This window comes from Streptomyces sp. NPDC058663 (genome assembly GCF_042716745.1).
Lineage (GTDB): Bacteria > Actinomycetota > Actinomycetes > Streptomycetales > Streptomycetaceae > Streptomyces.
The window spans coordinates 71855-96271 of sequence record NZ_JBHXRV010000002.1 but is presented as its reverse complement, the minus strand read 5'-3'; the positions used below and the strand labels follow the sequence as shown (position 1 = coordinate 96271).

Annotated in this window: 24 protein-coding genes; 12 read left to right on the top strand and 12 right to left on the bottom strand. The window is 71.3% G+C overall.

The annotated features are described in order from the left end of the window. Positions 1 to 9: 9 nt before the first annotated feature. Positions 10 to 417 (bottom strand): SsgA family sporulation/cell division regulator, encoded by a 408-nt coding sequence (locus ACFWVV_RS01695; RefSeq protein WP_384342732.1) that lies wholly within the window; start codon positions 415 to 417, stop codon positions 10 to 12. Between the two features lie 305 nt (positions 418 to 722). Here ACFWVV_RS01695 and ACFWVV_RS01690 point away from each other — a divergent pair, with 305 nt between their 5' ends. After that, a complete protein-coding gene (locus tag ACFWVV_RS01690; protein ID WP_384342734.1) occupies positions 723 to 1880 on the top strand; it encodes a serine hydrolase domain-containing protein in 1158 nt (385 codons plus the stop codon). Between the two features lie 100 nt (positions 1881 to 1980). Here the strand turns inward: ACFWVV_RS01690 and ACFWVV_RS01685 are convergent, their stop codons facing one another. The 4 genes from ACFWVV_RS01685 to ACFWVV_RS01670 all read right to left on the bottom strand — a co-directional run bounded on the left by ACFWVV_RS01685 (position 1981) and on the right by ACFWVV_RS01670 (position 5361). After that, positions 1981 to 2874, bottom strand: coding sequence for a D-alanyl-D-alanine carboxypeptidase family protein (locus ACFWVV_RS01685; protein ID WP_384342736.1), 894 nt, complete (start codon positions 2872 to 2874; stop codon positions 1981 to 1983). A gap of 165 nt (positions 2875 to 3039) precedes the next feature. Next, positions 3040 to 3438, bottom strand: a complete 399-nt coding sequence (locus ACFWVV_RS01680) for a hypothetical protein (RefSeq protein WP_384342738.1) — start codon at positions 3436 to 3438, stop codon at positions 3040 to 3042. Positions 3439 to 3739: 301 nt separating this feature from the next. Further along, complete coding sequence (locus ACFWVV_RS01675) at positions 3740 to 4825, bottom strand: CU044_5270 family protein (RefSeq protein WP_384342740.1); 1086 nt, start codon at positions 4823 to 4825, stop codon at positions 3740 to 3742. Further along, positions 4810 to 5361 (bottom strand): RNA polymerase sigma factor, encoded by a 552-nt coding sequence (locus ACFWVV_RS01670; RefSeq protein ID WP_384342742.1) that lies wholly within the window; start codon positions 5359 to 5361, stop codon positions 4810 to 4812. Before ACFWVV_RS01670 ends, ACFWVV_RS01675 begins: the two co-directional genes overlap by 16 nt. A 141-nt stretch (positions 5362 to 5502) precedes the next feature. On the opposite strand from ACFWVV_RS01670, the gene ACFWVV_RS01665 reads away from it, so the two are divergent. Next, positions 5503 to 5934, top strand: coding sequence for a PPOX class F420-dependent oxidoreductase (locus tag ACFWVV_RS01665; RefSeq protein ID WP_384342744.1), 432 nt, complete (start codon positions 5503 to 5505; stop codon positions 5932 to 5934). 53 nt (positions 5935 to 5987) lie between these two features. On the opposite strand, the gene ACFWVV_RS01660 is transcribed toward ACFWVV_RS01665, so the two are convergent. Beyond that, positions 5988 to 6260: a DUF397 domain-containing protein gene (locus ACFWVV_RS01660; protein WP_384342746.1), complete on the bottom strand. Its 273-nt coding sequence runs from the start codon at positions 6258 to 6260 to the stop codon at positions 5988 to 5990. After that, positions 6232 to 7071: a helix-turn-helix domain-containing protein gene (locus ACFWVV_RS01655; protein ID WP_384342748.1), complete on the bottom strand. Its 840-nt coding sequence runs from the start codon at positions 7069 to 7071 to the stop codon at positions 6232 to 6234. Before ACFWVV_RS01655 ends, ACFWVV_RS01660 begins: the two co-directional genes overlap by 29 nt. A 112-nt stretch (positions 7072 to 7183) precedes the next feature. Between ACFWVV_RS01655 and ACFWVV_RS01650 the strand changes: the two genes are divergently transcribed. Next, positions 7184 to 7408 (top strand): hypothetical protein, encoded by a 225-nt coding sequence (locus ACFWVV_RS01650; protein ID WP_384342750.1) that lies wholly within the window; start codon positions 7184 to 7186, stop codon positions 7406 to 7408. 291 nt (positions 7409 to 7699) lie between these two features. Here the strand turns inward: ACFWVV_RS01650 and ACFWVV_RS01645 are convergent, their stop codons facing one another. From ACFWVV_RS01645 to ACFWVV_RS01630, 4 genes are all read right to left on the bottom strand, one after another. Beyond that, on the bottom strand, positions 7700 to 8551 hold the full coding sequence (locus tag ACFWVV_RS01645) for an EamA family transporter (protein ID WP_384342752.1): 852 nt from the start codon (positions 8549 to 8551) through the stop codon (positions 7700 to 7702). Next, positions 8548 to 8709, bottom strand: a complete 162-nt coding sequence (locus ACFWVV_RS01640; protein ID WP_384342754.1) for a hypothetical protein — start codon at positions 8707 to 8709, stop codon at positions 8548 to 8550. The genes ACFWVV_RS01645 and ACFWVV_RS01640 overlap by 4 nt, the downstream gene beginning before the upstream one ends. 87 nt (positions 8710 to 8796) lie before the next feature. Then, complete coding sequence (locus tag ACFWVV_RS01635) at positions 8797 to 10452, bottom strand: penicillin-binding transpeptidase domain-containing protein (protein WP_384342756.1); 1656 nt, start codon at positions 10450 to 10452, stop codon at positions 8797 to 8799. A 200-nt stretch (positions 10453 to 10652) separates the two neighbouring features. Then, positions 10653 to 12413 (bottom strand): dolichyl-phosphate-mannose--protein mannosyltransferase, encoded by a 1761-nt coding sequence (locus ACFWVV_RS01630; RefSeq protein ID WP_384342758.1) that lies wholly within the window; start codon positions 12411 to 12413, stop codon positions 10653 to 10655. 52 nt (positions 12414 to 12465) lie between these two features. On the opposite strand from ACFWVV_RS01630, the gene rsmI reads away from it, so the two are divergent. The 6 genes from rsmI (at position 12466) to ACFWVV_RS01600 (ending at position 18932) form a co-directional block, all read left to right on the top strand. After that, entirely contained in the window at positions 12466 to 13395 is a 930-nt protein-coding gene (gene rsmI / locus ACFWVV_RS01625; protein WP_384342760.1) for a 16S rRNA (cytidine(1402)-2'-O)-methyltransferase, read from the top strand. A 129-nt stretch (positions 13396 to 13524) separates the two neighbouring features. Beyond that, the gene (locus tag ACFWVV_RS01620) at positions 13525 to 13959 is read left to right on the top strand and encodes a hypothetical protein (RefSeq protein WP_384342762.1); all 435 of its coding nucleotides are present in this window, start codon (positions 13525 to 13527) and stop codon (positions 13957 to 13959) included. Between the two features lie 111 nt (positions 13960 to 14070). Next, positions 14071 to 14952 (top strand): TatD family hydrolase, encoded by an 882-nt coding sequence (locus ACFWVV_RS01615; RefSeq protein WP_384342764.1) that lies wholly within the window; start codon positions 14071 to 14073, stop codon positions 14950 to 14952. A gap of 199 nt (positions 14953 to 15151) precedes the next feature. Continuing rightward, the gene (locus tag ACFWVV_RS01610) at positions 15152 to 16840 is read left to right on the top strand and encodes a ubiquitin-like domain-containing protein (RefSeq protein ID WP_384342766.1); all 1689 of its coding nucleotides are present in this window, start codon (positions 15152 to 15154) and stop codon (positions 16838 to 16840) included. A gap of 137 nt (positions 16841 to 16977) precedes the next feature. Then, positions 16978 to 18003, top strand: coding sequence for a 16S rRNA (adenine(1518)-N(6)/adenine(1519)-N(6))-dimethyltransferase RsmA (gene rsmA, locus ACFWVV_RS01605; RefSeq protein ID WP_384342768.1), 1026 nt, complete (start codon positions 16978 to 16980; stop codon positions 18001 to 18003). Beyond that, complete coding sequence (locus ACFWVV_RS01600; RefSeq protein ID WP_384342770.1) at positions 18000 to 18932, top strand: 4-(cytidine 5'-diphospho)-2-C-methyl-D-erythritol kinase; 933 nt, start codon at positions 18000 to 18002, stop codon at positions 18930 to 18932. The genes rsmA and ACFWVV_RS01600 overlap by 4 nt, the downstream gene beginning before the upstream one ends. 52 nt (positions 18933 to 18984) lie before the next feature. Here ACFWVV_RS01600 and ACFWVV_RS01595 read toward each other — a convergent pair whose 3' ends face one another. Next, positions 18985 to 19485: an FBP domain-containing protein gene (locus ACFWVV_RS01595; RefSeq protein WP_384342772.1), complete on the bottom strand. Its 501-nt coding sequence runs from the start codon at positions 19483 to 19485 to the stop codon at positions 18985 to 18987. Between the two features lie 95 nt (positions 19486 to 19580). Here ACFWVV_RS01595 and ACFWVV_RS01590 point away from each other — a divergent pair, with 95 nt between their 5' ends. The 3 genes from ACFWVV_RS01590 to ACFWVV_RS01580 all read left to right on the top strand — a co-directional run bounded on the left by ACFWVV_RS01590 (position 19581) and on the right by ACFWVV_RS01580 (position 24400). Beyond that, on the top strand, positions 19581 to 20159 hold the full coding sequence (locus ACFWVV_RS01590) for a TetR/AcrR family transcriptional regulator (RefSeq protein ID WP_384342774.1): 579 nt from the start codon (positions 19581 to 19583) through the stop codon (positions 20157 to 20159). A 293-nt stretch (positions 20160 to 20452) separates the two neighbouring features. Next, positions 20453 to 22267, top strand: a complete 1815-nt coding sequence (locus ACFWVV_RS01585; RefSeq protein ID WP_384342777.1) for an ABC-F family ATP-binding cassette domain-containing protein — start codon at positions 20453 to 20455, stop codon at positions 22265 to 22267. Between the two features lie 321 nt (positions 22268 to 22588). Further along, positions 22589 to 24400, top strand: a complete 1812-nt coding sequence (locus tag ACFWVV_RS01580) for a PQQ-binding-like beta-propeller repeat protein (RefSeq protein ID WP_384342778.1) — start codon at positions 22589 to 22591, stop codon at positions 24398 to 24400. Positions 24401 to 24417 lie beyond the last annotated feature (17 nt).

The following is a 24417-nucleotide window of genomic DNA, read 5'->3' as shown; positions in this document are numbered from 1 at the left end:
TATGTACGTCTAGCCGTAGGTGCGGCGCAGGAAGCTGACCACCGGTGCGCAGTCGAGCTGTACGAGGGCCACCCCGCGTGCCGTGTGCAGCTCCAGCACCGCCTGGACCCGGCCGCACGGCCAGATCCGTACGTCGCCCTGTTCGGCGGGGGTGCGCAGGCCCGCTTCGAGGAGGGCGCGCGGGAAGGTCCACACCGTGCGGTCCTGCCGGCGGCCGCGGTCCTGACCGGGCTCCGCGGTCGGCAGCACCACGCTCACCGCGCGCGGGTCGGACGCCGGGTCGTGACGCAGTGCGACCGGGATGCGGGGACTGACGGCGGCGTCGGTGATCAGCCGGCCGCGCAGATGCACTTCGAACGCGCGCTGTACGGGCTGCGCGGGTCCGGTCACGGCGGGCTCCTCGGCGGTGCGGGACATGGGCCCGGCTCCTTCACGTCGTCGTCCTGCGCGCTGCGCGTCGTCATCGTTCGGTACGTCTTTGTCTGTTTGTCGTCATCCCCTGTGCGAAATGAAAATATGCGTGGCATTTAATGCCTAATGTCACATATTTGGTCTCTGGTCACAGCGGGTACCCCTGTACGCCGCCCGTGAACGGGCCGGCCCGCGTCCTGCCCGCGACCGGCCGCAGGAGACAAGCGTGGGGGCGGGACCGGGCCGCGGGGTGACGCGTTGCACCATGGGGGCGGACAAGTCGGTGCCGGGTGTGAGTGGGAGTGGTGTGCGTGGACGTCCAGGGCACGGTGGCGACCGGTTTCGAGCCGGTCAGGGACGCCTTCGTACGGAACTTCCGCCAGCGTGGCGAGCGCGGTGCGGCCGTCGCCGTCTACCGGCACGGCCGCAAGGTCGCCGACCTCTGGGGCGGCACCCGCGACGTCGACGGCGGCGACCCGTGGGCGCTGGACACCGCCCAGGTGGTCCGCTCGGCCGGCAAGGGCATAGCCGCCGCCGTCCCGCTCCTGCTCCACCAGCGGGGCCAGATCGACCTCGACGCGCCCGTCGGAACGTACTGGCCCGCGTTCAAGGCGGCGGGCAAGGAACGCGTGCGGGTACGCCACCTGCTCTCGCACCGGGCCGGAATCCCGGCGCTGGACCGGCCGTTGACACCCGCCGAGGCGTGCGACGGCGAATCGGGTGCGCGCGCGGTCGCCGCCCAGGCCCCGCAGTGGGAGCCCGGCACCGACCACGGCTACCACGCCCAGACCTACAGCTTCCTGGCCGCCGAACTCGTCCGCCGCGTCACCGGCCGCACCATCGGCCGCTGGGTCGCCGAGGAGATCGCCCGCCCGCTCGGCCTGGACTTCTGGATCGGGCTGCCCCAGGAGGAGTCGCACCGTGTCGGCCGCATCGGCCGCATCGAGGAACCCAGCACCCCCGGGGGCCTCAGGCTCCGCCCCAAGCGCGCGGTCAGCGACGCCTACGCCGACCCCGCGTCGCTGACCAGCAGGGCGTTCGCCGCCATCGACCCGCTCCCCGACGAGAACGACCCCGCCTACCGCGCCGCCGAACTCCCCGCTTCCGGCGCCATCTCCACCGCCCGCGCCCTGGCCCGCTGTTACGCCGCGATGATCGGGGCCGTCGACGACGGCCCGCGCCTCTTCGCCCCCGCGACGCTCACCCTCGCCCGCACCGAGGAGTCCTCGGGCCCCGACCGGGTCCTGGTGGTCAACACCCGCTTCGGCCTCGGTTTCATGCTGCACGGTTCGGCCTCCCCGCTCCTGGGCCCCGGCTCCTTCGGCCACCCGGGCAGAGGCGGCTCCCTCGGCTTCGCCGACCCGGAGTCCGGCATCGCTCTGGGGTACGTCACCAACGGCCTGCGCACCGGGGTCACGGCAGACCCGAGGGCACTGGCGCTGATCGCGGCGGTACGCGAAAGCCTGTAGCTCGCCGGGTCCCGCCGGCGATGCGGGCCCACGCAAAAGGGCGGGACGCCCACCGAGGTGGGCGCCCCACCCCTGTGGGAGCGAGCGGTGCGGAGCCGGATCAGAGCTTGAAGCCGTAGTCCATGATCTTCTTCGCGTCGGCCGTGCGGTTGACCTCGTTGGTCGAGGCGAGAACCGCGCCGACCACCGTGCGCTTGCCGCGGGTGGCGGCGAAGACCAGGCAGTACTTGGCCTGTTTGCCGGAGCCGGTCTTCACGCCGATGGCACCGCTGTAGGTGCCGAGCAGCTTGTTGGTGTTGGTCCACGCCATGTTGCGGTAGCCACCGTTCCTGGTGGTCACCCGCTGCGTGGTCGACTTCGTCTTCACGATCGCGCGGAAGTGGCTGTTCTTCAGCGTGTTGACGGCCAGTTTGGAAAGGTCGCGCGGCGTCGAGTAGTTGGCGCCGTTGCTGATGCCGTCGAACGAGTCGAAGCGGGTGTTCTTCATGCCGAGGCTCTGTGCGGTGGCGTTCATCTTCCCGATGAACGACTTCACGCGTGCCGCCCGCGTCGAGCCCGCACCGAACTTGTCCGCCAGCGCGTACGCCGCGTCGCAGCCGGACGGCAGCATCAGCCCGTACAGCAGCTGCCGCACGCTCACCTTGTCGCCGACGATCAGCCGCGCCGACGAGGCGCCCCGGCTGACGATGTAGTCGCTGTACGCCTTGTCGATCGTGACCTTGGTGTCCAGGTTGAGACCCTTGGCGCCGAGCACCACCCGGGCGGTCATGATCTTGGTCGTGGAACCCGTGGACAGCCGGGTGTCGGCGTACTTCCCGAAGTACGTACGCCCCGAAGCGGCGTCCATCAGGAAACCGCCCTTGGCGACGATCGACGGCGCCTTGGGTGCGGCGGCCTGCGCGGCCGGGGCGACGAAGACCCCGGTGGCTATGACCGACCCGGCGGTGACGAGAGTCGCCGATATGCGACTGATCGTCTTGATGCCAGTATTCAAGGTAAATGCTCCAAATGCCCTGAAGTGGCGACCACATGGGGAGGTCGCCTGCGTGTGTGACGCAGGTGAAGAGCATATGGATGTGCGGAAACCGAAAGCTTTACCCTTTCCATACCTCGCCCGCGCGCAGCGTCACCTTTCCCTGCCTTTGTCCGTGCGGGGGTGTCAGGTGGTGTCGAACCGGTGCAGCAGCTTGCCGTCGCCACCGAAAATGTCGATGAAGTAACCTTTGGGCGCCTTGAAGCCCTCCTTCTCCTTCAAGTACGCCTCCAGTGCGGGCCGCAGCTTGTCGAAGTGCGCGCCGTCGCTCTGCCTGTCGGTGGACCACACGGTCACCTGCGGCACACCTTCGGCGGCCTTGCTCGTGTCGATCCCCTGGATCGCCTTCTCGCCCCCGTCCTTACGGAACCGCTCGGCCACCTGTGCCGCCTTGAGGGGGACGGGTCCGGCGCTGAGGCTCTTCCTGTCCGAGTCGGGCGTGGGCGGTTCGGCGCTGCAGCCGGCCAGTAGCAGGACCGCGGCAACGGCCATGGCGGCCGCCAGGCCACGTGGAGCGAGTGTCATGTGACCGAGCGTACGGGGGTCGGAGTGCCGAGTGGGTGCGGGTTGACGAACTGCGGTGCACGACGGTGCACGGCGGTACGCCGCGGACTGCTGATGAAATCGAGCCACCCGCGTTTGAGGTGAAAGCATCTCGACGCTCGCGGCGGCCGCGGGTGAGGATCTCGTGGCTGCCGGGTGAGTGGCCCGCGGCCGGGAGGGATTCATGCGCAGCAGAAAGGCACGTTCCAGCTGCGCAGCCGCCGTGGTGGGGCGGCCGACGCCACCGCCCGGGGGGGCGTCGGCCGTACACGGCACTTGGCGGTCACTCGGCCCGTGCGGTCAGGAAGTTCACGTACATGATCACCGAGGGGATCTTCACGTTGAGCGCACCGGCGGTCCTGGTGAGTTCCTCCTCGTAGGCGAGCAGCTTGCCGTTGGCGGGGTCGAAGATCAGGGTGTGCCGGCCGGGCAGCCCGCCGTAGTCGGAGTCGACGTACACCGCCTGCCCGGTACGGCCGGACCTGTCCGTGACCGTTCCCCGGTACTTGACGTCGGGCCGGGCCGCGAGGAGGTCGAGCAGGGCGGCCCGCTGCCGCCCGTTCCAGAACTCGGTGAGGTGGTGTGCGGTGACGGAGTCGAAGAGTTCACCGGAGCCCGAGTTCTGCTCGTGGTTGGACAGGAGCCACTTGCCCATGCCCGGCGCGTTCTCCGGAGCGGGCCGTGAGCCGGCCGGGGCGGTCGAGGTGCCCTCCGTGGTCACCGGGTCCTCGCCGACGGCGCCCGAGTCCTCCCAGGCCTCCTTCTCCTCGGGGTTGTCGAACACCGGCGGCTTCGTCCGTGCCTTCCACCGCTGGGTACCGTCCGGCTTGCGCCACGTCTCCCGCTCCTCCGGTACGACTGCCGAGCGCACCTGGAAGCCGTCGACCCGCGTCGACAGGGACCAGCTCTCGTGCTTGAGGCGCACGGTGGCTCCGGCCGGCACGGTAGAGGTGTCCTTGCGGGCCGCGGCGGCGAGACGGCCCAGCACCAGCTGCGGCGACTGGTTGCCGGCCCGGTAGCCGAGGGCGGGCGGGGTGACGGCCTGCGCAGGCTGAGGCGAAGGTCCGATCATCGTGTAGGCGGACACCGCGAGCGCCAGCGACGTGGCGACCGCCACTCCCGCCACCGACCACCGCCACCTGCGCGCCGGGCGGGGTGCGGCCGCGGGCAACTCACGGCGGGAGCGGAGAATCTGCTCCAGCAGCCGGTCACGGCCGAGCCGCGTGGCGCGCCAGCCGTCCCGTACGCCAGCCCCTGACCCCGCCCCTGCCTCGGGGGCGGTGGCCGTGCGCGCGCCCGTGCCGGTGTCCCTGGCCGGGTCGATCGACTTCAGCGTCCTGTACGAGTGGTCCTTCATCTGGTCCCCCATTCCGCTTCCGCGAGAACCGCCGTGGGTCGTGGAGGCGTCTCGGTGGATGCCAGCGCCTGCCGGAATCGGCGCCGCGCCCGGTGCAGCCGTACGTGGAACGCCGCCGTCGTGCACCCCAGCACCGTCGCCGCGTCCCTCGGCGCCAGTCCCTCCCAGATGTCCAGCCGCAGTACCTCCTGGTCTGCGGGACGCATCACCTCGAAAGCCGCCGCGATCAGCAGGCGTTCGGACACGTCCGCCGCATGGTCACCCTCGACGTGCTCCGTCACGGCCCGGGTCAGAGTGTCCGTGAGCAACTGGCGGCGCCTCTCGTCGCGGTACGCGTTGGCCAGCGTCAGCCGTGCCACCCCGTACAGCCACGGCAGCAGCCGCTCGCGAGGAGCCTCGTGCCAACGCCGCCACGCCACGGTGAATACCTCCGCCACCACGTCCGGCACCGCGTCGGCACGCACACGTCGGCGCACGTAGGACTCCACGGCGGCGAAGTGCAGCCGGTAGGAGTCCGTGTACGACTGCTCGTCGTCGATTGGAATCACATCCCCTCCACCCCGTATGTGTGGAGCGGGCGCCCGGACTTACACCTTCGCGAAGGATTCCTGCCGTGGCATGGGCACGTCCAGCACGTCCAGCACGTCCAGCACGATCAGCGCGTCACGGCACGTCCTAAGCTCGCGATCATGTCCAACACCGCGAATACCTCGACCACTTCGCTGAGTGCAACCGCGCGCAAGCTCCTCGACGGCCGCAGCTGTGCCGTCCTCGCCACCCTCAACGCGGACGGCAGCCCGCAGACCTCCGTGGTCTGGGTCGCCCGTGAAGGTGACGAGCTGCTCATCTCCACCCAGGCGGGCCGCGCCAAGGAGAAGAACATGCGCCGCGACCCCCGGGTCAGCCTGTGCATCTACGATGTGGCCGACTCCGACAACTACCTGGAGGTCCGTGGCCGGGCCACCATCACCGAGGACGAGGGCCGCAAGGTCGCCGTCGCACTCGCCGAGAAGTACGAGGGGCCCGGGGCGGGCGAGGAGTACCTGAACCTGCCGGCGAAGGACGTGCGGCTGACCGTACGCATCACGCCGACGCGAGTGGTGGGCAGCGCGGCCAAGTGAGGGCGGAGCGGGCGGCAGTACGGGATGCGTCCTGCGCTGCCGCCCGCGGACGACTACTTGAGCGAGTCGACAAATCGGCTCCACGCGACGGCCGGAAAGAGGATGGCCGGGCCGGCGGGGTTCTTGCTGTCGCGAACGGGGACGTGGGCGGGGCTGGCGGAGTCACTAACTTCGAGGCAGTCGCCGCTGTTGCCGCCGCTGTACGAGGACTTGCGCCAGGCGTCGTTGACTTCGAGGCACTCGCCGCTGCTCCCGCCGCTGTACGAGGACTTGCGCCAGCCGGTCAGGTGCGAGGCGTCAGGGATGGTCTGCTTGGAGCGCTTCATGTTCGTAATCCTCCGCGACAGACCTGAGCAGCGCCAGGGACTTCCGATGCGACAGGGCATCGCCCAAAGCATGATCGTAGGACACCTGGCATTGCCGTACGACGGAGGGAAGTTCCCATACCCGGCCGGACCTGAGGCTCTCCGTGTAGGCGATGGGTGGAAGGTCGTCGAACCACATGAGCGAGACGAAGCCTTCCAGCAGCGAATGGGCACCCACTGCGAAGGGGAGCACATGAACGCGGATGCGTCGGCTGTCACCCAGGTCCGCAATGTGACGCAGCTGGCGACACATCACCGTTGGCCCGCCGATCGGACGCCGTAGAACCGCCTCGTCGAGCATCGCCCAGTACAACGGGGAGTCGAAATCGTCGAGAATGCGAGCGCGGCTGAGACGTGTGGCAAGTAGGTCAGCACCCTCCGTGTCGCTCTTCGGCGCCGCACCCGAGTTGAGCACCTCCCGCGCGTACTCCTCCGTCTGGAGCAGCCCCGGCACCAGCTTCGGCGCGTATTCGCGGATGACGGTCGCCTGGCCCTCGAACTCCAGGGCCTCCTTGAAGTGTTCCGCCACGGCCCTGCCGTCCAGCGCCGGCAGGAACTCCTCGAAGAAGTTCCCGCCGCCCAACGCCTTGTCGAGGCGGCGCGCGTCTTCCCTGTTGGGCCGGCGGCGGCCTGCCTCCATGTGCGCGATGTGCGTACGGGAGATGATCGTGATCTCGCTCAGTTCCTCCTGAGTGAGGCCCATCTCCTCGCGGCGGCGCTTCAGTTCCTCGCCGTACTTCTTCCGGGAGACCGGGTTGTCCTCGATGGCCATCGCCACACCCCTCTGTGCTTTCGCCGTTGCCACACGCGAACCCCTACCGAGGGTAGCGACGGCGACTCCACTGTGTGAGGTGTTCCCCGCAGAGAGCGAGAGGCGGATGAGCATGGAAGTGCCATTCAGCGAGGGCGAGTTCGTGGCCCATACCGAGACCGACGTCTACGGCCCCGGCAAAGTGATCGGCATCGAGGGCACCTGGCGGCGCGTCCGCTTCACGCGGTTCGTGGCGAGCATCGACGCCCGGAACCTGCGTACGGCGACCGAGGCGGAGCGGGCCGAGGTCGTCGCATGGCTCGACGCCCGGCGACGGCAGTACGGAGGCACCTGGTGAAGCCCCGCCCCGAGCCTCATCGCGAGCCCCGCCCCGAGCCTCACCCCAAGGCCCATCCCACGCCCCGCCCCACGCCTCGGCCCCGGTCCGAGCAGCCGCCCCTCGGCCCCGTCCTCACCCTCCGCGTCTCGCGGGACAGTGGCCGCACCTGGGGTCCTCGTACGACCTACACACCCGACCGGAAGGCCGCACCGCTCGAAGCGGGCGGCCGCTACCCGCTGTGTGAATGCGTGAGGTGCAGGCCGAAGGCATAGGGGGCGGGCGCGCCGCGGACCTGACACCGTGCGGGCTTCAACTGGTGCGCAGCATCAGCCCGATGCCCACCACCATCAGGCCCGCCGCCGCGATCCTCGGGCCGCCGAAACGTTCCTTGAGTACGAGGGAGCCGATCGCCGCGCCCACGATGATGCTCGACTCGCGCAGCGCGGCGACCGGTGCCAGGGGCGCCCGGGTCTGGGCCCACAGCACCAGGCCGTACGCGACGACCGCGAGGCCCGCGCCGCAGAAGCCGCGCACCGCGTGCGGGCGCAGCTGGCCGATGAGCGGGGTGCGGCGCTTGTACAGGGCATACGCCGGGATGGCGAGGCCTTCGAGGATCATCAGCCAGGCGATGTAGCCGAGCGAGGTGCCCGACGCGCGGACGCCCAGGCCGTCGACCGTCGTGTACAGGGCGATGGCGAGCCCGGTGGCGAGCGCCGCGCCGATGGCCGCCCACTGGGGTTTCCTGCCGGAACCGCGGATGCCCCAGAGGGCGACCCCGACCAGACCGGTGCAGGCGACGGCGACCCCCGCCAGCTGCCAGCCACCGGGGACCTCGTCGGCGAAGACCGCCGCCAGGGCCGTCACCAGCAACGGTGCGCTGCCCCGGGCGATCGGGTACATCTGGCCGAAGTCGCCGAGGGTGAACGACCGCATGAGCAGCAGCATGTACGCGACGTGCAGGACGGCCGAGAGGATCAGATACGGCCATGCCCCGGCGGCCGGGAGCGGAACGAAGAGCGCGCCCGCCAGGCCGATGATCAGTCCGCCGGCCGATATGAGGGTGAAGGAGACCAGCTGGTCCTTGATGTGGTGGGCCATCGCGTTCCAGCTGGCGTGCGTGACGGCGGCGAGGAGGACGGCGGCTATGACGAGGGGCGTCATGCGGTGAGGCCCGTGCCGGCGGTGACCTTCGTGTCGACCATGAGGTCTGTGCTGCCTGTGGCGTCTGTGCCGATTGTGACGCCCGTGCTGTCTGGGCTGTGCGGGCACTCCGGGCCGGGGAACAGCGGTTGGGTGGCGGTGGGTTCGGGTGTGCGCATGGCCCGCACGCTACTGGTAGCTGTACGGGCCATGCGAGATTCTTCGCCAGGCAGGCGGCGGGTGCCGGCCGGTGTCCGGCGGTGGTGTCAGCGGGCGTTGAGCACCTCGGCCACGACCGGGCCGGCGGCGTCTCCGCCGTGTCCGGCGGCGGGGACGGCGGCCGCTGCGGCGAGGTCGCCGGCGTAACCGGTGAACCAGCTGTTGGAGGTGGCCTGATTGTCGATCTCGGCGGAGCCGGTCTTGCCGCCCTTGACGCCGTTGACCGACCGCATCGCGTTCGCCGCCGTGCCGGACGTCGCGGTGAGCCGCAGCAGCGACTTCATGCTTTCGACGGTGGCGGGCGACAGCGAACGCGATGTCGTGGCGAACTCGCGGTCGTCCAGGTCCTTGGCCACCAGGTAGGGCTGGCGGAACGTGCCGGTGGTGGCGGTGGAGATGACCGAGGCCATGTTCAAGGGGTTCATCTTGATCTGGCCCTGGCCGATGTACTGGGCGGCCTCGGTGCCACCGGACACGTCCGGGACGCTGCCGTCGCGGGTCAGGATGCCGGTCTGCCAGTTCAGGCCCATGCCGAAGACCTCGCGGGAGATCTTGGCGAGGCCGCCGGGCTGCATTTTGGTCGAGTCGTCGATGAGCTTGATGAAGGCGGTGTTGCAGGAGGCGGCGAAGCTCTTCGAGAAGGGCACGTTGCCCAGTTCGAAGTCGTTCAGGTTCTTGAAGGTGGGGCCCTGCCACTGGGCGGTCTTCGGGCAGTCCGTCGGCCGGGACGGGGACACCAGGCCCTGCTCCAGCAGCATCGACGCGGTGACGATCTTCATCGTGGAGCCGGGTGGGGTACCACCGCTGATTGCCGGGTTGAACTCCCGTACCGGGTCGCTGGCAATCGCCCGTATCGCCCCCGTGGAACGGTTGAGCGCCACCACCGACCCGCCCTTGTACTTGGCGACCGCCTTCTCCGCCGCCGCCTGGACGCCCGCGTCGATGGTCGTCCTCAGTTCGCCGGGGACGCCCTTGGAGAGGGTGAGGAGGGTGCGGGCGGGGGCGTTCGTACCCTCGGCCGGTTCGATGAAGAGCTCGACGCCCGGTTTGCCGTTCGCCTTCTCGCCGTACTTCTTGCGGAGCTGGTCGAGGACGGGGCCGAGCGAGGGGTACTTCTCCTTCGTCAGCTCCTTGCCGTTGCGGTCGACGGCCTTGATGGGCGGGGCGCTCGCGGTGCCCGTCCGGAGCGTCTCGCCCTTCTTCAGCTCGGGGTGCACGAGCGCGGGCTGCCAGTCGACGAGGGCACGCCCGGTGCTCTTGCCGCGTACGACGGTGAGCGAGGTGGCGTAACTGACCGGCTTCTGCTGCCCGTCGGAGGCGACCTTGCCGGTGACGGTGAAGGGGACCCTGGCGCCGGTCGCGGTACCCGGGACGATCTTCAGGTCCGAGACGTGGGCCTCCTCGAAGTACGAGGAGAGGACACCGGTGGCGGTGCCGGCGTTGTTGGTGAGCTGGGCGGCAGCGGTGGGGTCTGCCTTCGACCAGGCGGCGAAGAAGTCCGTGGACGTCTGCTTGATCTCTTCGGCCGACGGCGGTCCGGTCCGTAGGGGGGCGGCCTGCTGGGTGCCCCCGCCGGGACCCTTCCCGCCGGCACCCGTGCCGCCGGTCATCCCGGTGTACAGGTTGTACCCGCCCCACCCGACGCCACCGGCGACGACGACGAACGCGCCGCCGACCACTGCGATCTTGACCCCACTGCGCATTCGCAGTCCCCTCCCCAGGAGCTCCCCGGCATCCGTACCGGGGAGTTATCGGGGAGTGACTCTACGGGGCGGGGGTGACAGGAGCGACGGGCGTTATGCGACTGGTACGTACCAGGGGGCCGCCGCCGAGGGCCGTTCCGGGGCCCTCCGGGCCGCCCGCGGGGCGCCGGGGCTGCTTCCGGGCAGTCCCCGGGACGGCGCTAGATCCACGTGTCCATCCACATCCGGTGCCGCCACGCGTCGATCGGCATCGTCGTGCCCGTGTAGATGGGCCAGAAGTAGATGAAGTTCCAGATGATCAGGAGGACCAGGACGCCGGCGCCGATCGCGCCGACCGCCCGGCGGCGTTCGTCCGAGCCCGGCGGGCCGAGCATCGCGCCGATCATCATCACCACCGCGAGGCAGAGGAACGGGACGAAGACGACCGCGTAGAAGAAGAAGATGGTGCGTTCCTGGTACAGGAACCACGGCAGCCAGCCGGCCACCACACCCGCGAGGACCGCCCCCGCCCGCCAGTCGCGGCGGAAGAACCAGCGCCACAGGACGTACAGGAGCGCGAACGCCGCCGCCCACCACAGCATCGGGGTGCCCAGCGCGAGCACCTCGCGGGCGCACTTCTCCGTCTCCGTCAGCGGACAGCCGTCGATGCCGGGCCGCGGGGACTCGTAGAAGTACGAGACGGGGCGGCCGAGCACGATCCACGACCAGGGGTTCGACTCGTAGGTGTGGCCCGAGGTCAGCTGGATGTGGAACGAGTAGACCTCGCTCTCGTAGTGCCACAGGCTGCGCAGCCATTCCGGCACCCACGTCATGTCGAACTGGGGGAGGGACAGCGGGCCGATGTGGTCCGGGGACAGACCGGCGCGGCCCTTGGCCCAGTCGCGGAAGTAGCCCTTGTCGGTGAGCAGCCAGCCCGTCCAGGAGGCGACGTAGGTGAGCAGCGCCACCGGGACCGTGGAGACGAAGGCAGGCAGCACGTCCCGCTTCAGGACCGCCTTGTACGGGTGCTTCGCGCCGGCCGTGCGGCGGGCGGCGACGTCCCAGACGACGGTCAGCAGGCAGAAGACGACCAGGGTGTAGAGGCCGCTCCACTTGGTGGCGAAGGCCAGACCGAGGCAGAGGCCGGCCAGCAGGCGCCAGGGGCGCAGGCCCAGGCGGAGCGTTTCGGCGACGCCCGCGTCCGGGCGGAGGATGCCGTCGGCGTCGACGGGCAGCGCGTCCGCGAGTCTGCGCCGTGACCAGTCACGGTCGACAAGGAGACATCCGAAGGCGGCCAGCACGAAGAACATCAGCACCTGGTCGAGCAGCGCCGTGCGGCTCATGACGAAGTGCAGGCCGTCGACCGCCAGGAGCAGGCCCGCCAGGCAGCCCAGGAAGGTCGACCGGAACAGTCGGCGGCCGATCCGGCACAGCATCAGCACCGACAGGACGCCGAGCACGGCGACCGCCACCCGCCAGCCGAACGGGGTGAAACCGAAGAGCTGCTCACCCCAGCCGATCAGCCACTTCCCGGCCGGAGGGTGGACGACGTACCCCGGGTCGGTGGGGATGGGGACCGCATCCGGATTGGCGAGTACCGACTTGTCGACATCCTTTGGCCAGCTGCCTTCATAGCCCTGGTTGACCAGCGCCCACGCGTCCTTCGCGTAGTACGTCTCGTCGAATATCACCGACCTGGGGCTGCCCAGGTTCCAGAACCGCGGCAGGGCGGCGACCAGGGCCACCAGCAGCGGGCCGCCCCACGGGGCGAGCCGGACCAGGCGGTCGGCCACCGCCGGGGGGATCCGCAGCAGCATCCACAACTGCGGTCCCGGGGGGCGTGGAGACGGCGGTACGAGGCGGTCCCGCAGGCCGGCCCCGGAACGCGGCACGTAGCCGAAGCGGCGCAGCCGTCGCTGCCAGGTGGGCGGGTCCTCCCGGGGGGCCTGCCCGTGCTGGGTGTGGGGCGCGGTACTCGTCACCGGGTCATCCTAGGTATCGAGGCTGTGCGCGTCGCCCGTCCGCCCTGGGAGGATGGGCGGTGTGACTGGATCGACTGCACCCGCGCCCACCCCCGCCCGCACCGGCCCGGGGACCCTCGTTCTCGCCGGGACGCCCATCGGCGACGTCGCGGACGCGCCGCCGCGGCTGGCCAAGGAGCTGGAGACCGCCGACGTGATCGCCGCCGAGGACACCCGGCGGCTGCGGCGGCTGACCCAGGCGCTCGGCGTGTACACGACGGGGCGCGTCGTCTCGTACTTCGAGGGCAACGAGAGTACCCGCACCCCCGAGCTGGTCGAGGCGCTGGAGGGCGGTGCGCGGGTGCTGCTCGTGACGGACGCCGGGATGCCGTCGGTGTCGGACCCCGGGTACCGGCTGGTCGCAGCCGCCGTGGAGAAGGAGATCAAGGTCACCGCGGTGCCGGGGCCCTCCGCGGTGCTGACGGCGCTCGCACTGTCCGGGCTGCCGGTGGACCGTTTCTGCTTCGAGGGCTTCCTGCCGCGCAAGGCGGGCGAACGGCTCGGCAAGCTGCGGGAGGTCGCCGGTGAGCGGCGGACGCTCGTGTACTTCGAGGCGCCGCACCGGCTGGACGACACCCTCGCCGCGATGGCCGAGGTGTTCGGCGAGGACCGGCGGGCCGCTGTTTGCCGCGAGCTGACCAAGACGTACGAGGAAGTGAAGCGCGGCCCGCTCGGGGCGCTCGCGGTGTGGGCGGCCGAGGGCGTGCGCGGGGAGATCACCGTCGTCGTGGAGGGGGCGCCCGAGGCCGGGCCCGCCGGGCTGGACGCCGAGGAGCTGGTGCGCAGGGTGCAGGTGCGCGAGGAGGCGGGGGAGCGGCGCAAGGAGGCCATCGCCGCCGTCGCGGCCGAGGCGTCCCTGCCCAAGCGGGAGGTGTTCGATGCGGTGGTGGCGGCAAAGAACGCGGCCAGGACCGGGACTGCTACGGGTAAAGGAGTCTCTTGAAAAGCAAAGCGGAGGCCTGGGGAGGGCCTGATTTCCCAGGCCCTCGTCAAATGCTCCTTACGTTTTGACAGGTCTGTCGCGCTTTGCTCCGAATGGGCGTCCACTGGAGATGAGTGGAAAGGAGCTGGCATGAGCGAGATCGCCGAAAGCGCGGCCGGCAGCATCACCGCACAGGGCACGGCAACGGCCCCCGGTGCCGTCCAGGAGGCGTACGCCTTCGCGTGCATGAAGTGCGGCCACGGCTGGGAGCAGGCGTACGAGATAGAGCACCACACGGACGGCTTCGGCCGGCCCTTCGTCGTCTACCGGGCGAACGGTGAACGTGTGCCCTCCCCGCTGTCCCATCCCTCCTGCCTCAACTGCGGCGGCAACGTCGTACGGATCATGCGCTCCGGCCAGGTGTCGTCCATCCAGGAACTCCAGAACCGCACGGCGCCCCCGGCCTCTGCCGTGACACCGGTGGCCGGTCCGCTCGGAGCCGGAGCGACGGAGGCAGCCACACCCCAGCAGGCGCAAGGCCACCACTGGCACCTCTCGGATCTGCTGCATCCCTTCCGTAAGTAGGGGGTAGCGCCGCAGGCCCGCCCGGAAGCCCGGTCCGCCTGGTCCGCGCGGACGCGCGTGCGGCCGGTCCGCCCCTGATCCCGCGTGCGGCACTTTCGTAGGATCGTCGGCATGACCGACCGCAATAGCGACAAAGAGACCGCGCCGCCCCCGCCTCCGCCGCTGCGCGTCGCGGTCGCGGACTCGCACACCCACCTGGACATGCAGGGCACCACCGTCGAGGAGGCCCTCGCCACGGCCGCCTCCGTCGGGGTGACGACCCTCGTCCAGGTGGGCTGCGACGTGAAGGGCTCCCAGTGGGCCGCCGAGACGGCCGCGCAGCACGAGAACATCCACGCGGCCGTCGCCCTGCACCCCAACGAGGCCCCCCGGATCGTCCTCGGCGACCCCGACGGCTGGTCGCGGCAGGGCGCCCGTCCCGGTGGCGGCGACGCCGCACTCGACGACGCGCTCTGCGAGATCGACCGGCTCGCAGGCCTCGACCACGTGCGCGGTGTCGGTGAGACGGGACTCGACTACTTCCGTACGGGGCCGGACGGCATGGCCGCCCAGGAGCGTTCGTTCCGCGCCCACATCGAGATCGCCAAACGGCACGGCAAGGCCCTGGTCATCCACGACCGCGACGCGCACGCCGACGTGCTGCGGGTGCTGGAGGAGGAGGGCGCCCCGGAGCGGACGGTCTTCCACTGCTACTCCGGCGACGCGGAAATGGCCCGCATCTGCGCGGACAAGGGCTACTTCATGTCCTTCGCCGGCACCGTCACCTTCAAGAACGCCCAGCCGCTGCGCGACGCCCTCGCCGTCGCACCGCTGGACCTGGTGCTGGTCGAGACGGACGCCCCGTTCCTGACCCCCGCCCCCTACCGCGGACGGCCCAACGCCCCGTACCTCATTCCGGTCACTGTCCGGGCGATGGCCGCGGTGAAGGGCATCGACGAGGACGCCATGGCGACCGCCCTCGCGGCGAACACGGCGCGTGCGTTCGACTATTGACCCGACCGGGGGTGCGCGGCGGGTCACCGGCCCGCGACGCCCCCGTTCCGGCGCGCGTCACTCTCGTACGGAGGTTCGGCGGTCAACTCTGCGTAGTGGTGCCGCTTTGGAGAGTGACGATCGCTCCGCTAGTCTCCCGGCCCGCAGCAAAGGCAGCCCGGGCACCTCCGGGCTGCCGGTCGGGCGGACCGGGAGCGACGTGAGCAATACGCAAAGTGGTGCGCTGTCCTACGGGGAGCCGTACGGAGGGCCGCCGTACGGAGGAACGCCGTACGAGGCGCCGGAGTACGGGGCGACGTACGCGCCTTACGCCCCGTACGAGACGCATGAGGCGCACGCGGCGCACGCGGCGTACGGGAGCGGCCATACGTACGAGGGCGGCGAGGCCTACGCGCCGCACGGCGCGCACGACAGCTACGAGGTGCAGGACGCCTACGCGGCGTACGAAGCGGTGTACGGGCACCCGGACCCGGACCCGGCCCCGCACCACTCCGCCGGGCTCCTGACGCAGGACCACCCGGGCGGGATTCCGGCCCCGGCCACCGAACCGGACTTCTCCGCCCCCGGCCTCTCCGCCCCCGGCCTCCCCGAACCCGACTTCTCCGCCCCCGACCTTCCCGTCCCGGGCTTCTCCGCCCCCGAGTTCACCTCCGGGCCCACCCCTGAACACGCCTCCGGACCTGAGGCCGGTCCCGCGCTCGTCGGGGTCGGGCGGGCCGACGGGCGGCGCGCGGCGCGCCGCCGCAAAGGGGCGTCCACGGGACCCGGCAGCGCAGGCGGCGGGAGCGACAGACCGGACACCCTGCGGAAGCTGGTGCCCCAGGCGCTGGTGGTGGCGTTCCTCGCGGGCGGTACGTCGGCGTTCGTCGCCAACGACAAGTCGATCCAGCTGAGCGTCGACGGTGCCCCGCGCACCCTGCACACCTTCGCCGACGACGTCACCGAACTCCTGGAGCGGGAGGGCGTGGCCGTCGGTGAGCACGACCTGGTGGCCCCCGGCCCCGGCCAGACCCTCGCCAGCGGCGACGAGGTCGTGGTCCGCTACGGCCGCCCCGTCACCCTCAACATCGACGGCGAACGCCGCCGGGTGTGGACCACCGCCCGGACCGTCGACGGCGCGCTGCGCCAGCTCGGGGTGCGGGCCGAGGGCGCGTACCTCTCGGCGTCCCGGTCCTCGCCGATCTCCCGCAAGGGCCTGTCGCTCGACGTGCGTACCGAGCGCACCCTGACGGTGATGGCCGACGGCCGCGAGCGCACCATCCGCACCAACGCGGCGACCGTCCAGGAAGCGATCGAGGAGGCCGGCATCTCGCTGGCCAACCAGGACACCACCTCCGTACCGCTGGACAGCTTCCCGCGCGACGGGCAGACGGTGACGGTCATGCGGATCACCGGTTCCCGGGTGGTGCGCGAGGAACCGATCGACTTCGAGGTGGTCAGGAAGAACGACCCGACGCTCCTCAAGGGGACCGAGGAGATCGTCCAGTCGGGGGCGAAGGGCGCGCGCCGGGTCACGTACGCGCTGCGCACCGTCAACGGTGTGAAGCAGCGGCCCAGGAAGCTCTCCGAGGAGATCGCGCGGCAGCCCGTCGACCGGGTGGTCAAGGTCGGTACGAAGCCGAAGCCGAGGACCCCCTCCTCGGTCGCCGGCGCCGACGGCCTCAACTGGGGTGCGCTCGCACAGTGCGAGTCCGGTGGCCGGCCGGGGGCGACCGACCCGTCCGGTACGTACGGCGGCCTCTACCAGTTCGACCGGCAGACCTGGCAGTCGCTGGGCGGCTCGGGCGCGGCGCACGAGGCCCCGGCCGCGGAGCAGACCTACCGCGCGAAGAAGCTCTACGTGCAGCGGGGGGCGAGCCCCTGGCCGCACTGCGGGAAGAGGCTGTAGACGACGGGGGCCCGCCACCCCGGGCGGCGGGCCCCGGCCCACCGAACTGCTCACCGACGACACGGGCGGCGTCGGCTCTCTGCTGAGCGAGGGGCGGGCGGCGGAGGGAGGGCCGGCCCGCCCCTTACGCTTGAGCGGTGAGCACCCCTGAACCTTCCGCCGGACACGAGCAGCACTCCCTCCTCGGCCCCGCCGACATCCGTGAGCTGGCCGCCGCCCTGGGCGTACGCCCCACCAAGCAGCGCGGCCAGAACTTCGTCATCGACGCCAACACCGTCCGGCGCATCGTGCGCACGGCAGGGGTGCGGGCGGACGACGTCGTCGTGGAGATCGGCCCCGGGCTCGGGTCGCTGACCCTGGCGCTGCTCGACACGGCGGACCGGCTCGTCGCCGTCGAGATCGACGACGTGCTCGCCGCCGCGCTGCCCGCCACCATCGAGGCGCGGATGCCCGCGAAGGCCGACCGGTTCGCACTCGTGCACTCGGACGCCATGCTGGTCAAGGAGCTCCCGGCCGAGCCGACCGCGCTCGTCGCCAACCTGCCGTACAACGTCGCCGTCCCCGTACTCCTGCACATGCTGGAGCACTTCCCGACCATCGAGCGCACCCTCGTCATGGTCCAGGCCGAGGTCGCCGACCGGCTCGCCGCCAAGCCCGGCAACAAGGTGTACGGAGTCCCCTCGGTCAAGGCCAACTGGTACGCGGACGTCAAGCGCGCCGGGTCGATCGGCCGCAACGTCTTCTGGCCGGCCCCCAATGTCGACTCGGGGCTGGTCTCCCTGGTGCGGCGCACCGAGCCGGTGCGGACGACCGCCACCCGGCAGGAGGTCTTCGCGGTGGTGGACGCGGCCTTCGCACAGCGGCGCAAGACTCTGCGCGCGGCCCTCACCGGCTGGGCGGGCTCGGCGCCTGCGGCCGAAGCGGCCCTGGTCGCGGCGGGCATCTCGCCGCAGGCCCGGGGCGAGGCGCTGACGGTGGAGGAGTTCGCGCGGATCGCGGAAGCCAAGTCGGCGGCGGCCGGAGCGGCGAACGCTCGGGCAGCGGCGGTCGAGACCGCGGAGCCCGGAGCGGCGCACGCTCGGGCAGCGGCGGTCGAGGGCGGGGAGTCCGGGGCAGCAGAGGGCAAGGCAGCGGCGGTCGAGACCGGGGAGGGCAAGGCATGAGCGGCGCCGTGGCACCGTCGGTGACCGTCCGGGTCCCCGCCAAGGTCAATGTGCAGCTGGCCGTCGGGGCGCCGCGCCCCGACGGGTTCCACCCGCTGGCCAACGTCTTCCTCGCCGTCGGCCTGTACGACGAGGTCACCGCCACCCCCGCCGACGCGCTCCGCATCACCTGCACGGGCCCCGGCGCCGAGCACGTGCCGCTGGACGCCACGAACCTGGCGGCGAAGGCGGCGACCGCCCTCGCCGCACTCCACGGCCTGAAATCCGACGTGCACCTGCACATCGCCAAGGACATCCCCGTCGCCGGCGGCATGGCGGGTGGCAGCGCGGACGCGGCCGGCGCCCTGCTGGCCTGCGACGCGCTGTGGGGCACCGGAACACCGCACGCCCGGCTCCTCGACATCTGCGCGCAGCTGGGGAGCGACGTGCCGTTCAGCCTGGTGGGCGGGGCGGCGCTCGGGGTGGGGCGGGGCGAGCAGCTGACCGCGCTGGAGGTCGGCGGGGAGTTCCACTGGGTGTTCGCGGTCGCGGACGGCGGGCTGTCGACGCCCGCCGTGTACGGGGAGTTCGACCGGCTGACCGCCGGGACCCGCGTCCCGGAGCCGACCGCTTGCGAGGCGCTCCTCACCGCACTGCGCTCGGGCGACACCGCGGCCCTGGCCGCGGCACTGAGCAACGACCTCCAGCGCGCCGCGCTCTCCCTGCGCCCTTCCCTCGCCGCCACTCTCGCGGCGGGCACCGAGGCGGGCGCGGTCGCGGCGCTGGTCTCCGGGTCGGGGCCGACGACCGCGTTCCTGGTGCCGGACGCGCGGGCGGCGCAGCGGGTCGCGGACGCGCTGCTCGCCTCGGGCACTTGCGTGGCGGCACGTCCGGCGGTCTCTCCCGCCCCCGGCGCGACCGTCCTGGACCGGATCCCCGGCGGCCGGTGAGCCATGGGCCGGCGGTCTGCCCACCACGGGTCGGACCGTCGGCCGGCGGCCGCTAGTCCGTCACTCTCGCCAGGAAGGCGAAGAGGTGGGAGCGGGTCCGCTCGATCTGCTGCTCCAGGGTGAGCGACTCCTCGAACCGGCCGCCCGGCTCCGGCTTCTTCTTGCCGCGTACGTACAGCGAGCAGGCCATGTCGGTGCACATGTAGATGCCCACCGAGTTGCCCTGCCGACCGGCCACGCCCGCCTTGGGGGCGGCCATCAGCGACACGCCGTTGCCGGGGTGCGTGGTCAGACAGATCGCGCACATGCTGCGGTGCAGGAACCCGCGCTGCCGGGACGGGAACCGGAACGTCACGCCGAACAGCTTGCCGTCCGCCGGGTCCTCGGTCACCAGATAGCTGCGGTCGGGCGCCGACAGGTCGCGCCACCCCATGAAGTCCAGGTCCGCCCACGGGCGCTCCGCCAGGTCGCGCGGCATGGGCAGCCGCTTGGCCTCGCCCTTCGAACAGTTGATGAACGACGACCTGATGTCGTTTTCGGTGGCTTCCTTCATGGCTGCGACGCTACGGCTGCCTAGGTAGCCTAGGCAAATGAATAATCAGGTTAGGGGCGAGGCCGGTTCTGCCGGGGAAGGGACGGTGGCGGAGCGTGGCAGCGAAGGTCGGGCTGACCGCTGAGCGAGTGGTGCGGGCGGCGGCGGAACTCGCCGACGAGGTGGGGTTCGAGCGGCTGACGGTGTCGGCGGTGGCACGCGGCCTCGGCGTGAAGGACGCGAGTCTCTATTCGCACGTACGGAGCGCGGAGGACCTGCGGATACGGGTCGCCCTGCTCGCCGCGGACGAATTCGCGGACCGGGTCGGGGAAGCGGTCGGGGGCCGGGCCGGCCGTGACGCGCTGGCCGCCTACGCGGACGCCTACCGCGCCTTCGCCCGCGAACGGCCGGGGCGGTACGCGGCCACCCAGCTGCCACTGTCGCCGGAACGGGCCGCGGAGCTGGGGGCGACGGGGCCCGCCCGTTGTGCGGCGACGACGTACGCGGTGCTGCGCGGTTACGGACTCACCGAACCCTCGGCGACGGACGCGGTACGTCTCCTGCGCGCCACCTTCCACGGCTTCGCCCAGCTGGAGGCGGCGGGCGGCTTCGCGGCGGCCCGGGATGTGGACGCGTCCTGGGCACGTGTCGTGGCGGCGCTGCACGTGGCACTGGAGGGGTGGCCGGGGGACTGACGGCGGGTGCAGGGGGGCGGGGCGTCGAGAGGTACGGCGGCGCGGCTGCCGGTGTCGCGGCGGGCGCCCGTCGGCCGGCCTGCGCGCCCGTCGTCGGCGTACGCCCGCCCCCGTCACGCCCCTGAGGGCACGACGGGCTCGCGCGGAGGACCCGCGCGAGCGGGCCACCGCCCGGGCACGACGGCCACCGCCCGGGAGCCGTCGTGCCCGCCGCCCGCCCGCCGTCGTGGTCGCCGCTGTGCGCCGACTACGCTGGGAGGTCTATCCGTCCCCGCCCCCTGGAGCACCCACTCATGGCCGTCAACCTGGTCAATGTCGAGGCAGTCAGCAAGGTGTACGGCACACGTGCCCTGCTCGACGGCGTCTCACTCGGCGTCTCGGAGGGGGACCGGATCGGGGTCGTGGGCCGTAACGGCGACGGCAAGACCACCCTCATCCGGATGCTCGCCCAGCTGGAGGACGCCGACGGCGGACGTGTCACACACGTCGGCGGTCTGCGCCTCGGCGTCCTCACCCAGCACGACTCGCTCGACCCCGCCGCCACCGTCCGCCACGAGGTCATCGGCGACATGGCCGACCACGAGTGGGCGGGCAGCGCCAAGATCCGCGACGTGCTGACGGGCCTGTTCGGCGGGCTCGACCTGCCTGGATTCGGGCAGGGCCTCGACACCGTCATCGGACCGCTGTCCGGCGGCGAGCGGCGCCGTATCGCGCTCGCCAAGCTGCTCATCGCCGACCAGGACCTGATCGTCCTCGACGAGCCCACCAACCACCTCGACGTGGAGGGCATCAGCTGGCTCGCGGGACACCTGCGGACCCGCCGTTCCGCGCTCGTGTGCGTGACCCACGACCGGTGGTTCCTCGACCAGGTGTGCACCCGGATGTGGGACGTGCAGCGGGGCGCCGTCCACGAGTACGAGGGCGGCTACAGCGACTACGTCTTCGCGCGCGCCGAGCGCGAGCGCATCGCCGCCACCGAGGAGACCAAGCGGCAGAACCTGATGCGCAAGGAGCTGGCCTGGCTGCGCCGCGGAGCTCCGGCCCGTACCTCCAAGCCGCGCTACCGCATCGAGGCGGCCAACGAACTGATCGCCGACGTACCCCCGCCGCGCGACACCAGCGAGCTGATGAAGTTCGCGAACGCCCGCCTCGGCAAGACCGTGTTCGACCTGGAGGACGTGACCGTCCAGGCCGGCCCCAAGGTGCTGCTCAAGCACCTCACCTGGCAGCTCGGCCCCGGCGACCGCGTCGGCCTGGTCGGGGTGAACGGCGCGGGCAAGACCTCGCTCCTCAAGGCCCTCGCGGAAGCCGCCCGTACGCAGGGCGAGACGCAGCCGGCCGCCGGGAAGATCGTCGTGGGCAAGACCGTCAGGCTCGCGTACCTCTCCCAGGAGGTCGCCGAACTCGACCCGAAGCTGCGGGTGCTGGAGGCCGTGCAGAAGGTCCGCGACCGGGTCGACCTCGGCAAGGGCCGGGAGATGACGGCGGGCCAGCTGTGCGAGCAGTTCGGATTCACCAAGGAGAAGCAGTGGACCCCGGTCGGCGACCTCTCCGGCGGTGAGCGGCGCAGGCTGCAGATCCTGCGGCTGCTGATGGACGAGCCGAACGTCCTCTTCCTCGACGAACCGACCAACGACCTCGACATCGAGACCCTCACCCAGCTGGAGGACCTGCTCGACGGATGGCCGGGCTCGATGGTCGTCATCTCGCACGACCGGTTCTTCATCGAGCGGACGACGGACAAGGTGTTCGCACTGCTCGGCGACGCCACGCTGCGCAACCTGCCGCGCGGCCTCGACGAGTACCTGGAGCGCCGCCAGCAGGTCATCGCGGCGGCCGTCGCGGCGGCCCCGGTGAGCGCCGTGGCCGTGAAGTCCGTAAAGCCCGAGAAGTCCTCCGGTGACGTACGGGCCGCGAAGAAGGAGCTCCAGAAGATCGAGCGGCAGCTCACCAAGCTCTCCGAGCGGGAGACGCAGCTGCACGCGCAGATCACCGAGGACGCCACCGACTTCGGCAAGGTCGCCGAGCTCGACACCCAGCTGCGCCGACTCGTGGTCGAGCGCGACGAGTTGGAGATGCGCTGGCTGGAGCTGGCCGAAGAGGCGTGAGCCGTCGGTCGTGCCGTGCAGCGCGTCCGTACCTCCGCGCGGACGTTCCGTACCTCCGGGCGGACGTAGAGAACGCGTAGAGGGCTCATAACGAGCGCATCACAGGCCGGTCCTCCCTTGGGAACAGGGGGGGACCGGCCCCTTGTCCGAGGTGACTCCAGTGATAGAAAGAAGCCCCGCTCGACTGACGTAGATCTGCGGGATCCAAGCCCGATTCGCTCCTTTCCGGGGGCATTGCCGCCCGTCCGGGGGCATGGCCGCCCGGAATCGCGGGGGAGACCGACCGGGCAGCGGACCACCCGTGTGAAGAGGTAAGTGCTGATGTCTCAGCCGCCCAACCAGCCGCCGCAGGGGGGCTTCGGCGCCCCGCAGGACCCGCAGAATCCGCAGGGCGGGGTTCCGCAGGGCCCGCCTCCCGGGGTTCCGCAGCAGCCGCCGGCCCCGCCGCAGATGCCGGGCACCCCGCCGCCGGGACAGCCGGGCTACGGCTACCCGCAGGGGCCGCCGCCCGCCGCCGACAACCCGTACGCGCAGCCGACCCCGCCGCCCGGCCAGCCCCAGCCCGGCCAGCCGCAGCCCGGTTACGGCTACCCGGGCCAGCCCGGCACCCCGCCGCCGCCCGGCTACGGCTACCCGCAGCAGGGCCCGGCCGGCCAGCCGACCTACCCCGGCGCCCCGATGCCGGCCGGACCCGGCGGGGGCGGGCCGCAGAAGCAGAAGCTGATGCTCATCATCGGTGCGGCTGTCGCCGCGCTGATCGTCATCGGCGGCGGCATCTACCTGGTGTCCGGCGACGACGAGCCCGCCCCGGTCGCCAAGCCGAGCGGATCCGCTCAGCCGAGCGGCAGCGCCACCCCCGACGCGGGCGACGGCAAGGGCCCCGGCGACACCCCGGGCCGCGACGCGGGCACGGACCTCAACGCGGGCCGCAAGCCCGGCGAGGCCAAGGTCCTGTGGGCCAACGTCAACAAGGTCGACCTGCCGAAGAACGGTGGCGAGGTCATGCCGTCCTGGTTCGTTGGCGACACCGTCATCCAGACGTACTACCGGACGATGACGGCGTACGGCGTGGCGGACGGGAAGAAGCGGTGGGAGCTCCAGTTCCCGAACAAGGTGTGCGGTGCCCCTCAGCAGAAGGGCACGGGCGACAAGGTCGTCATCGGTGTGGAGGACAACAACACCGAGAAGGCCAAGTGCAACCAGATGCAGCAGGTCGACCTGAAGGCGGGGAAGACGGGCTGGCGCAAGGAGATCCCGAAGGAGAACCTCTTCGACATCCTCAGCAGCCCGGAGTTCGTGGCCATGGGTGACACAATCACGGTCTCCCGGATGGGCGTTGTCAGCGCCTTCCGCATCAGCGACGGCTCGAAGCTGTTCGGCGACCTGAAGTTCGGTGCGTGCGGTGCGGACGCGTTCGCGTCCAACGGCAGCAAGCTCATCGCGATCGACGGCTGCGGCAGCGGCGACGACGGCACCGAGCAGGTCCGCGAGGCCGACCCGGCGACCGGCAAGGGCAAGTGGGCCTGGAAGGTCCCCAAGGGCTGGGCCGTGAAGCGCGTCTTCTCCGTCGAACCGCTGGTTCTCTACATGGAGAACAAGGACAAGAAGGCGGGCAACGTCTCCTTCTTCAAGTCCAACGGCGCCCCCGCTGCCCAGATGACCGGCGAACTGCCGTCCCCGCAGTGCGGCTGGGCCATCATGGACCGCGCCCTCCAGGGCTGCACGGGCGTCACCGCCGACGCGACCACGCTGTACGTGGCGTCCGAGGCCAAGTCCGGTGGCGTCGGCACCGGCCGCTCCAACGAGGTACGGGCGTACGACGTCACCACCGGCAAGCGCAAGTGGGTCTCCTCGCTCCAGGACCGCACCCTGCTGCCGGTCAAGACCGAGGACGGCAGCGTTTTCGCCTACGCCGAACCGACGTACGACAAGGGCGGCGAGATCGTGAAGATCCCCGCGGCGGGCGGCTCTCCGGCACCTGTGCTGAAGAACCCGGAGGCGGTGGCGAGCCTGGAGAGGTCCTTCTTCTCGAAGCGGATCTCGTACGAGGACGGGCGGCTGTTCCTGGCGCCGGACCGGATCTCCGGCAAGGACGACGAACAGCCCAAGACCCTCCTCGCCTTCGGCAACTAATCCACGCTCCGTCTCCC

Excerpts from the sequence above, each read along its gene's own strand:
- ACFWVV_RS01585 (WP_384342777.1), top strand. The coding sequence starts at position 20,453 with ATGGCCGTCAACCTGGTCAATGTCGAGGCAGTCAGCAAGGTGTACGGC.
- ACFWVV_RS01660 (WP_384342746.1), bottom strand. The coding sequence starts at position 6,260 with ATGAAGCGCTCCAAGCAGACCATCCCTGACGCCTCGCACCTGACCGGC.
- ACFWVV_RS01600 (WP_384342770.1), top strand. The coding sequence starts at position 18,000 with ATGAGCGGCGCCGTGGCACCGTCGGTGACCGTCCGGGTCCCCGCCAAG.
- ACFWVV_RS01650 (WP_384342750.1), top strand. The coding sequence starts at position 7,184 with ATGGAAGTGCCATTCAGCGAGGGCGAGTTCGTGGCCCATACCGAGACC.
- ACFWVV_RS01655 (WP_384342748.1), bottom strand. The coding sequence starts at position 7,071 with ATGGCCATCGAGGACAACCCGGTCTCCCGGAAGAAGTACGGCGAGGAA.
- ACFWVV_RS01695 (WP_384342732.1), bottom strand. The coding sequence starts at position 417 with ATGTCCCGCACCGCCGAGGAGCCCGCCGTGACCGGACCCGCGCAGCCC.
- ACFWVV_RS01680 (WP_384342738.1), bottom strand. The coding sequence starts at position 3,438 with ATGACACTCGCTCCACGTGGCCTGGCGGCCGCCATGGCCGTTGCCGCG.
- rsmI (WP_384342760.1), top strand. The coding sequence starts at position 12,466 with ATGGGCGGTGTGACTGGATCGACTGCACCCGCGCCCACCCCCGCCCGC.
- ACFWVV_RS01620 (WP_384342762.1), top strand. The coding sequence starts at position 13,525 with ATGAGCGAGATCGCCGAAAGCGCGGCCGGCAGCATCACCGCACAGGGC.
- ACFWVV_RS01640 (WP_384342754.1), bottom strand. The coding sequence starts at position 8,709 with ATGCGCACACCCGAACCCACCGCCACCCAACCGCTGTTCCCCGGCCCG.
- ACFWVV_RS01615 (WP_384342764.1), top strand. The coding sequence starts at position 14,071 with ATGACCGACCGCAATAGCGACAAAGAGACCGCGCCGCCCCCGCCTCCG.
- ACFWVV_RS01675 (WP_384342740.1), bottom strand. The coding sequence starts at position 4,825 with ATGGGGGACCAGATGAAGGACCACTCGTACAGGACGCTGAAGTCGATC.
- ACFWVV_RS01595 (WP_384342772.1), bottom strand. The coding sequence starts at position 19,485 with ATGAAGGAAGCCACCGAAAACGACATCAGGTCGTCGTTCATCAACTGT.
- ACFWVV_RS01645 (WP_384342752.1), bottom strand. The coding sequence starts at position 8,551 with ATGACGCCCCTCGTCATAGCCGCCGTCCTCCTCGCCGCCGTCACGCAC.
- ACFWVV_RS01580 (WP_384342778.1), top strand. The coding sequence starts at position 22,589 with ATGTCTCAGCCGCCCAACCAGCCGCCGCAGGGGGGCTTCGGCGCCCCG.
- ACFWVV_RS01635 (WP_384342756.1), bottom strand. The coding sequence starts at position 10,452 with ATGCGCAGTGGGGTCAAGATCGCAGTGGTCGGCGGCGCGTTCGTCGTC.
- ACFWVV_RS01665 (WP_384342744.1), top strand. The coding sequence starts at position 5,503 with ATGTCCAACACCGCGAATACCTCGACCACTTCGCTGAGTGCAACCGCG.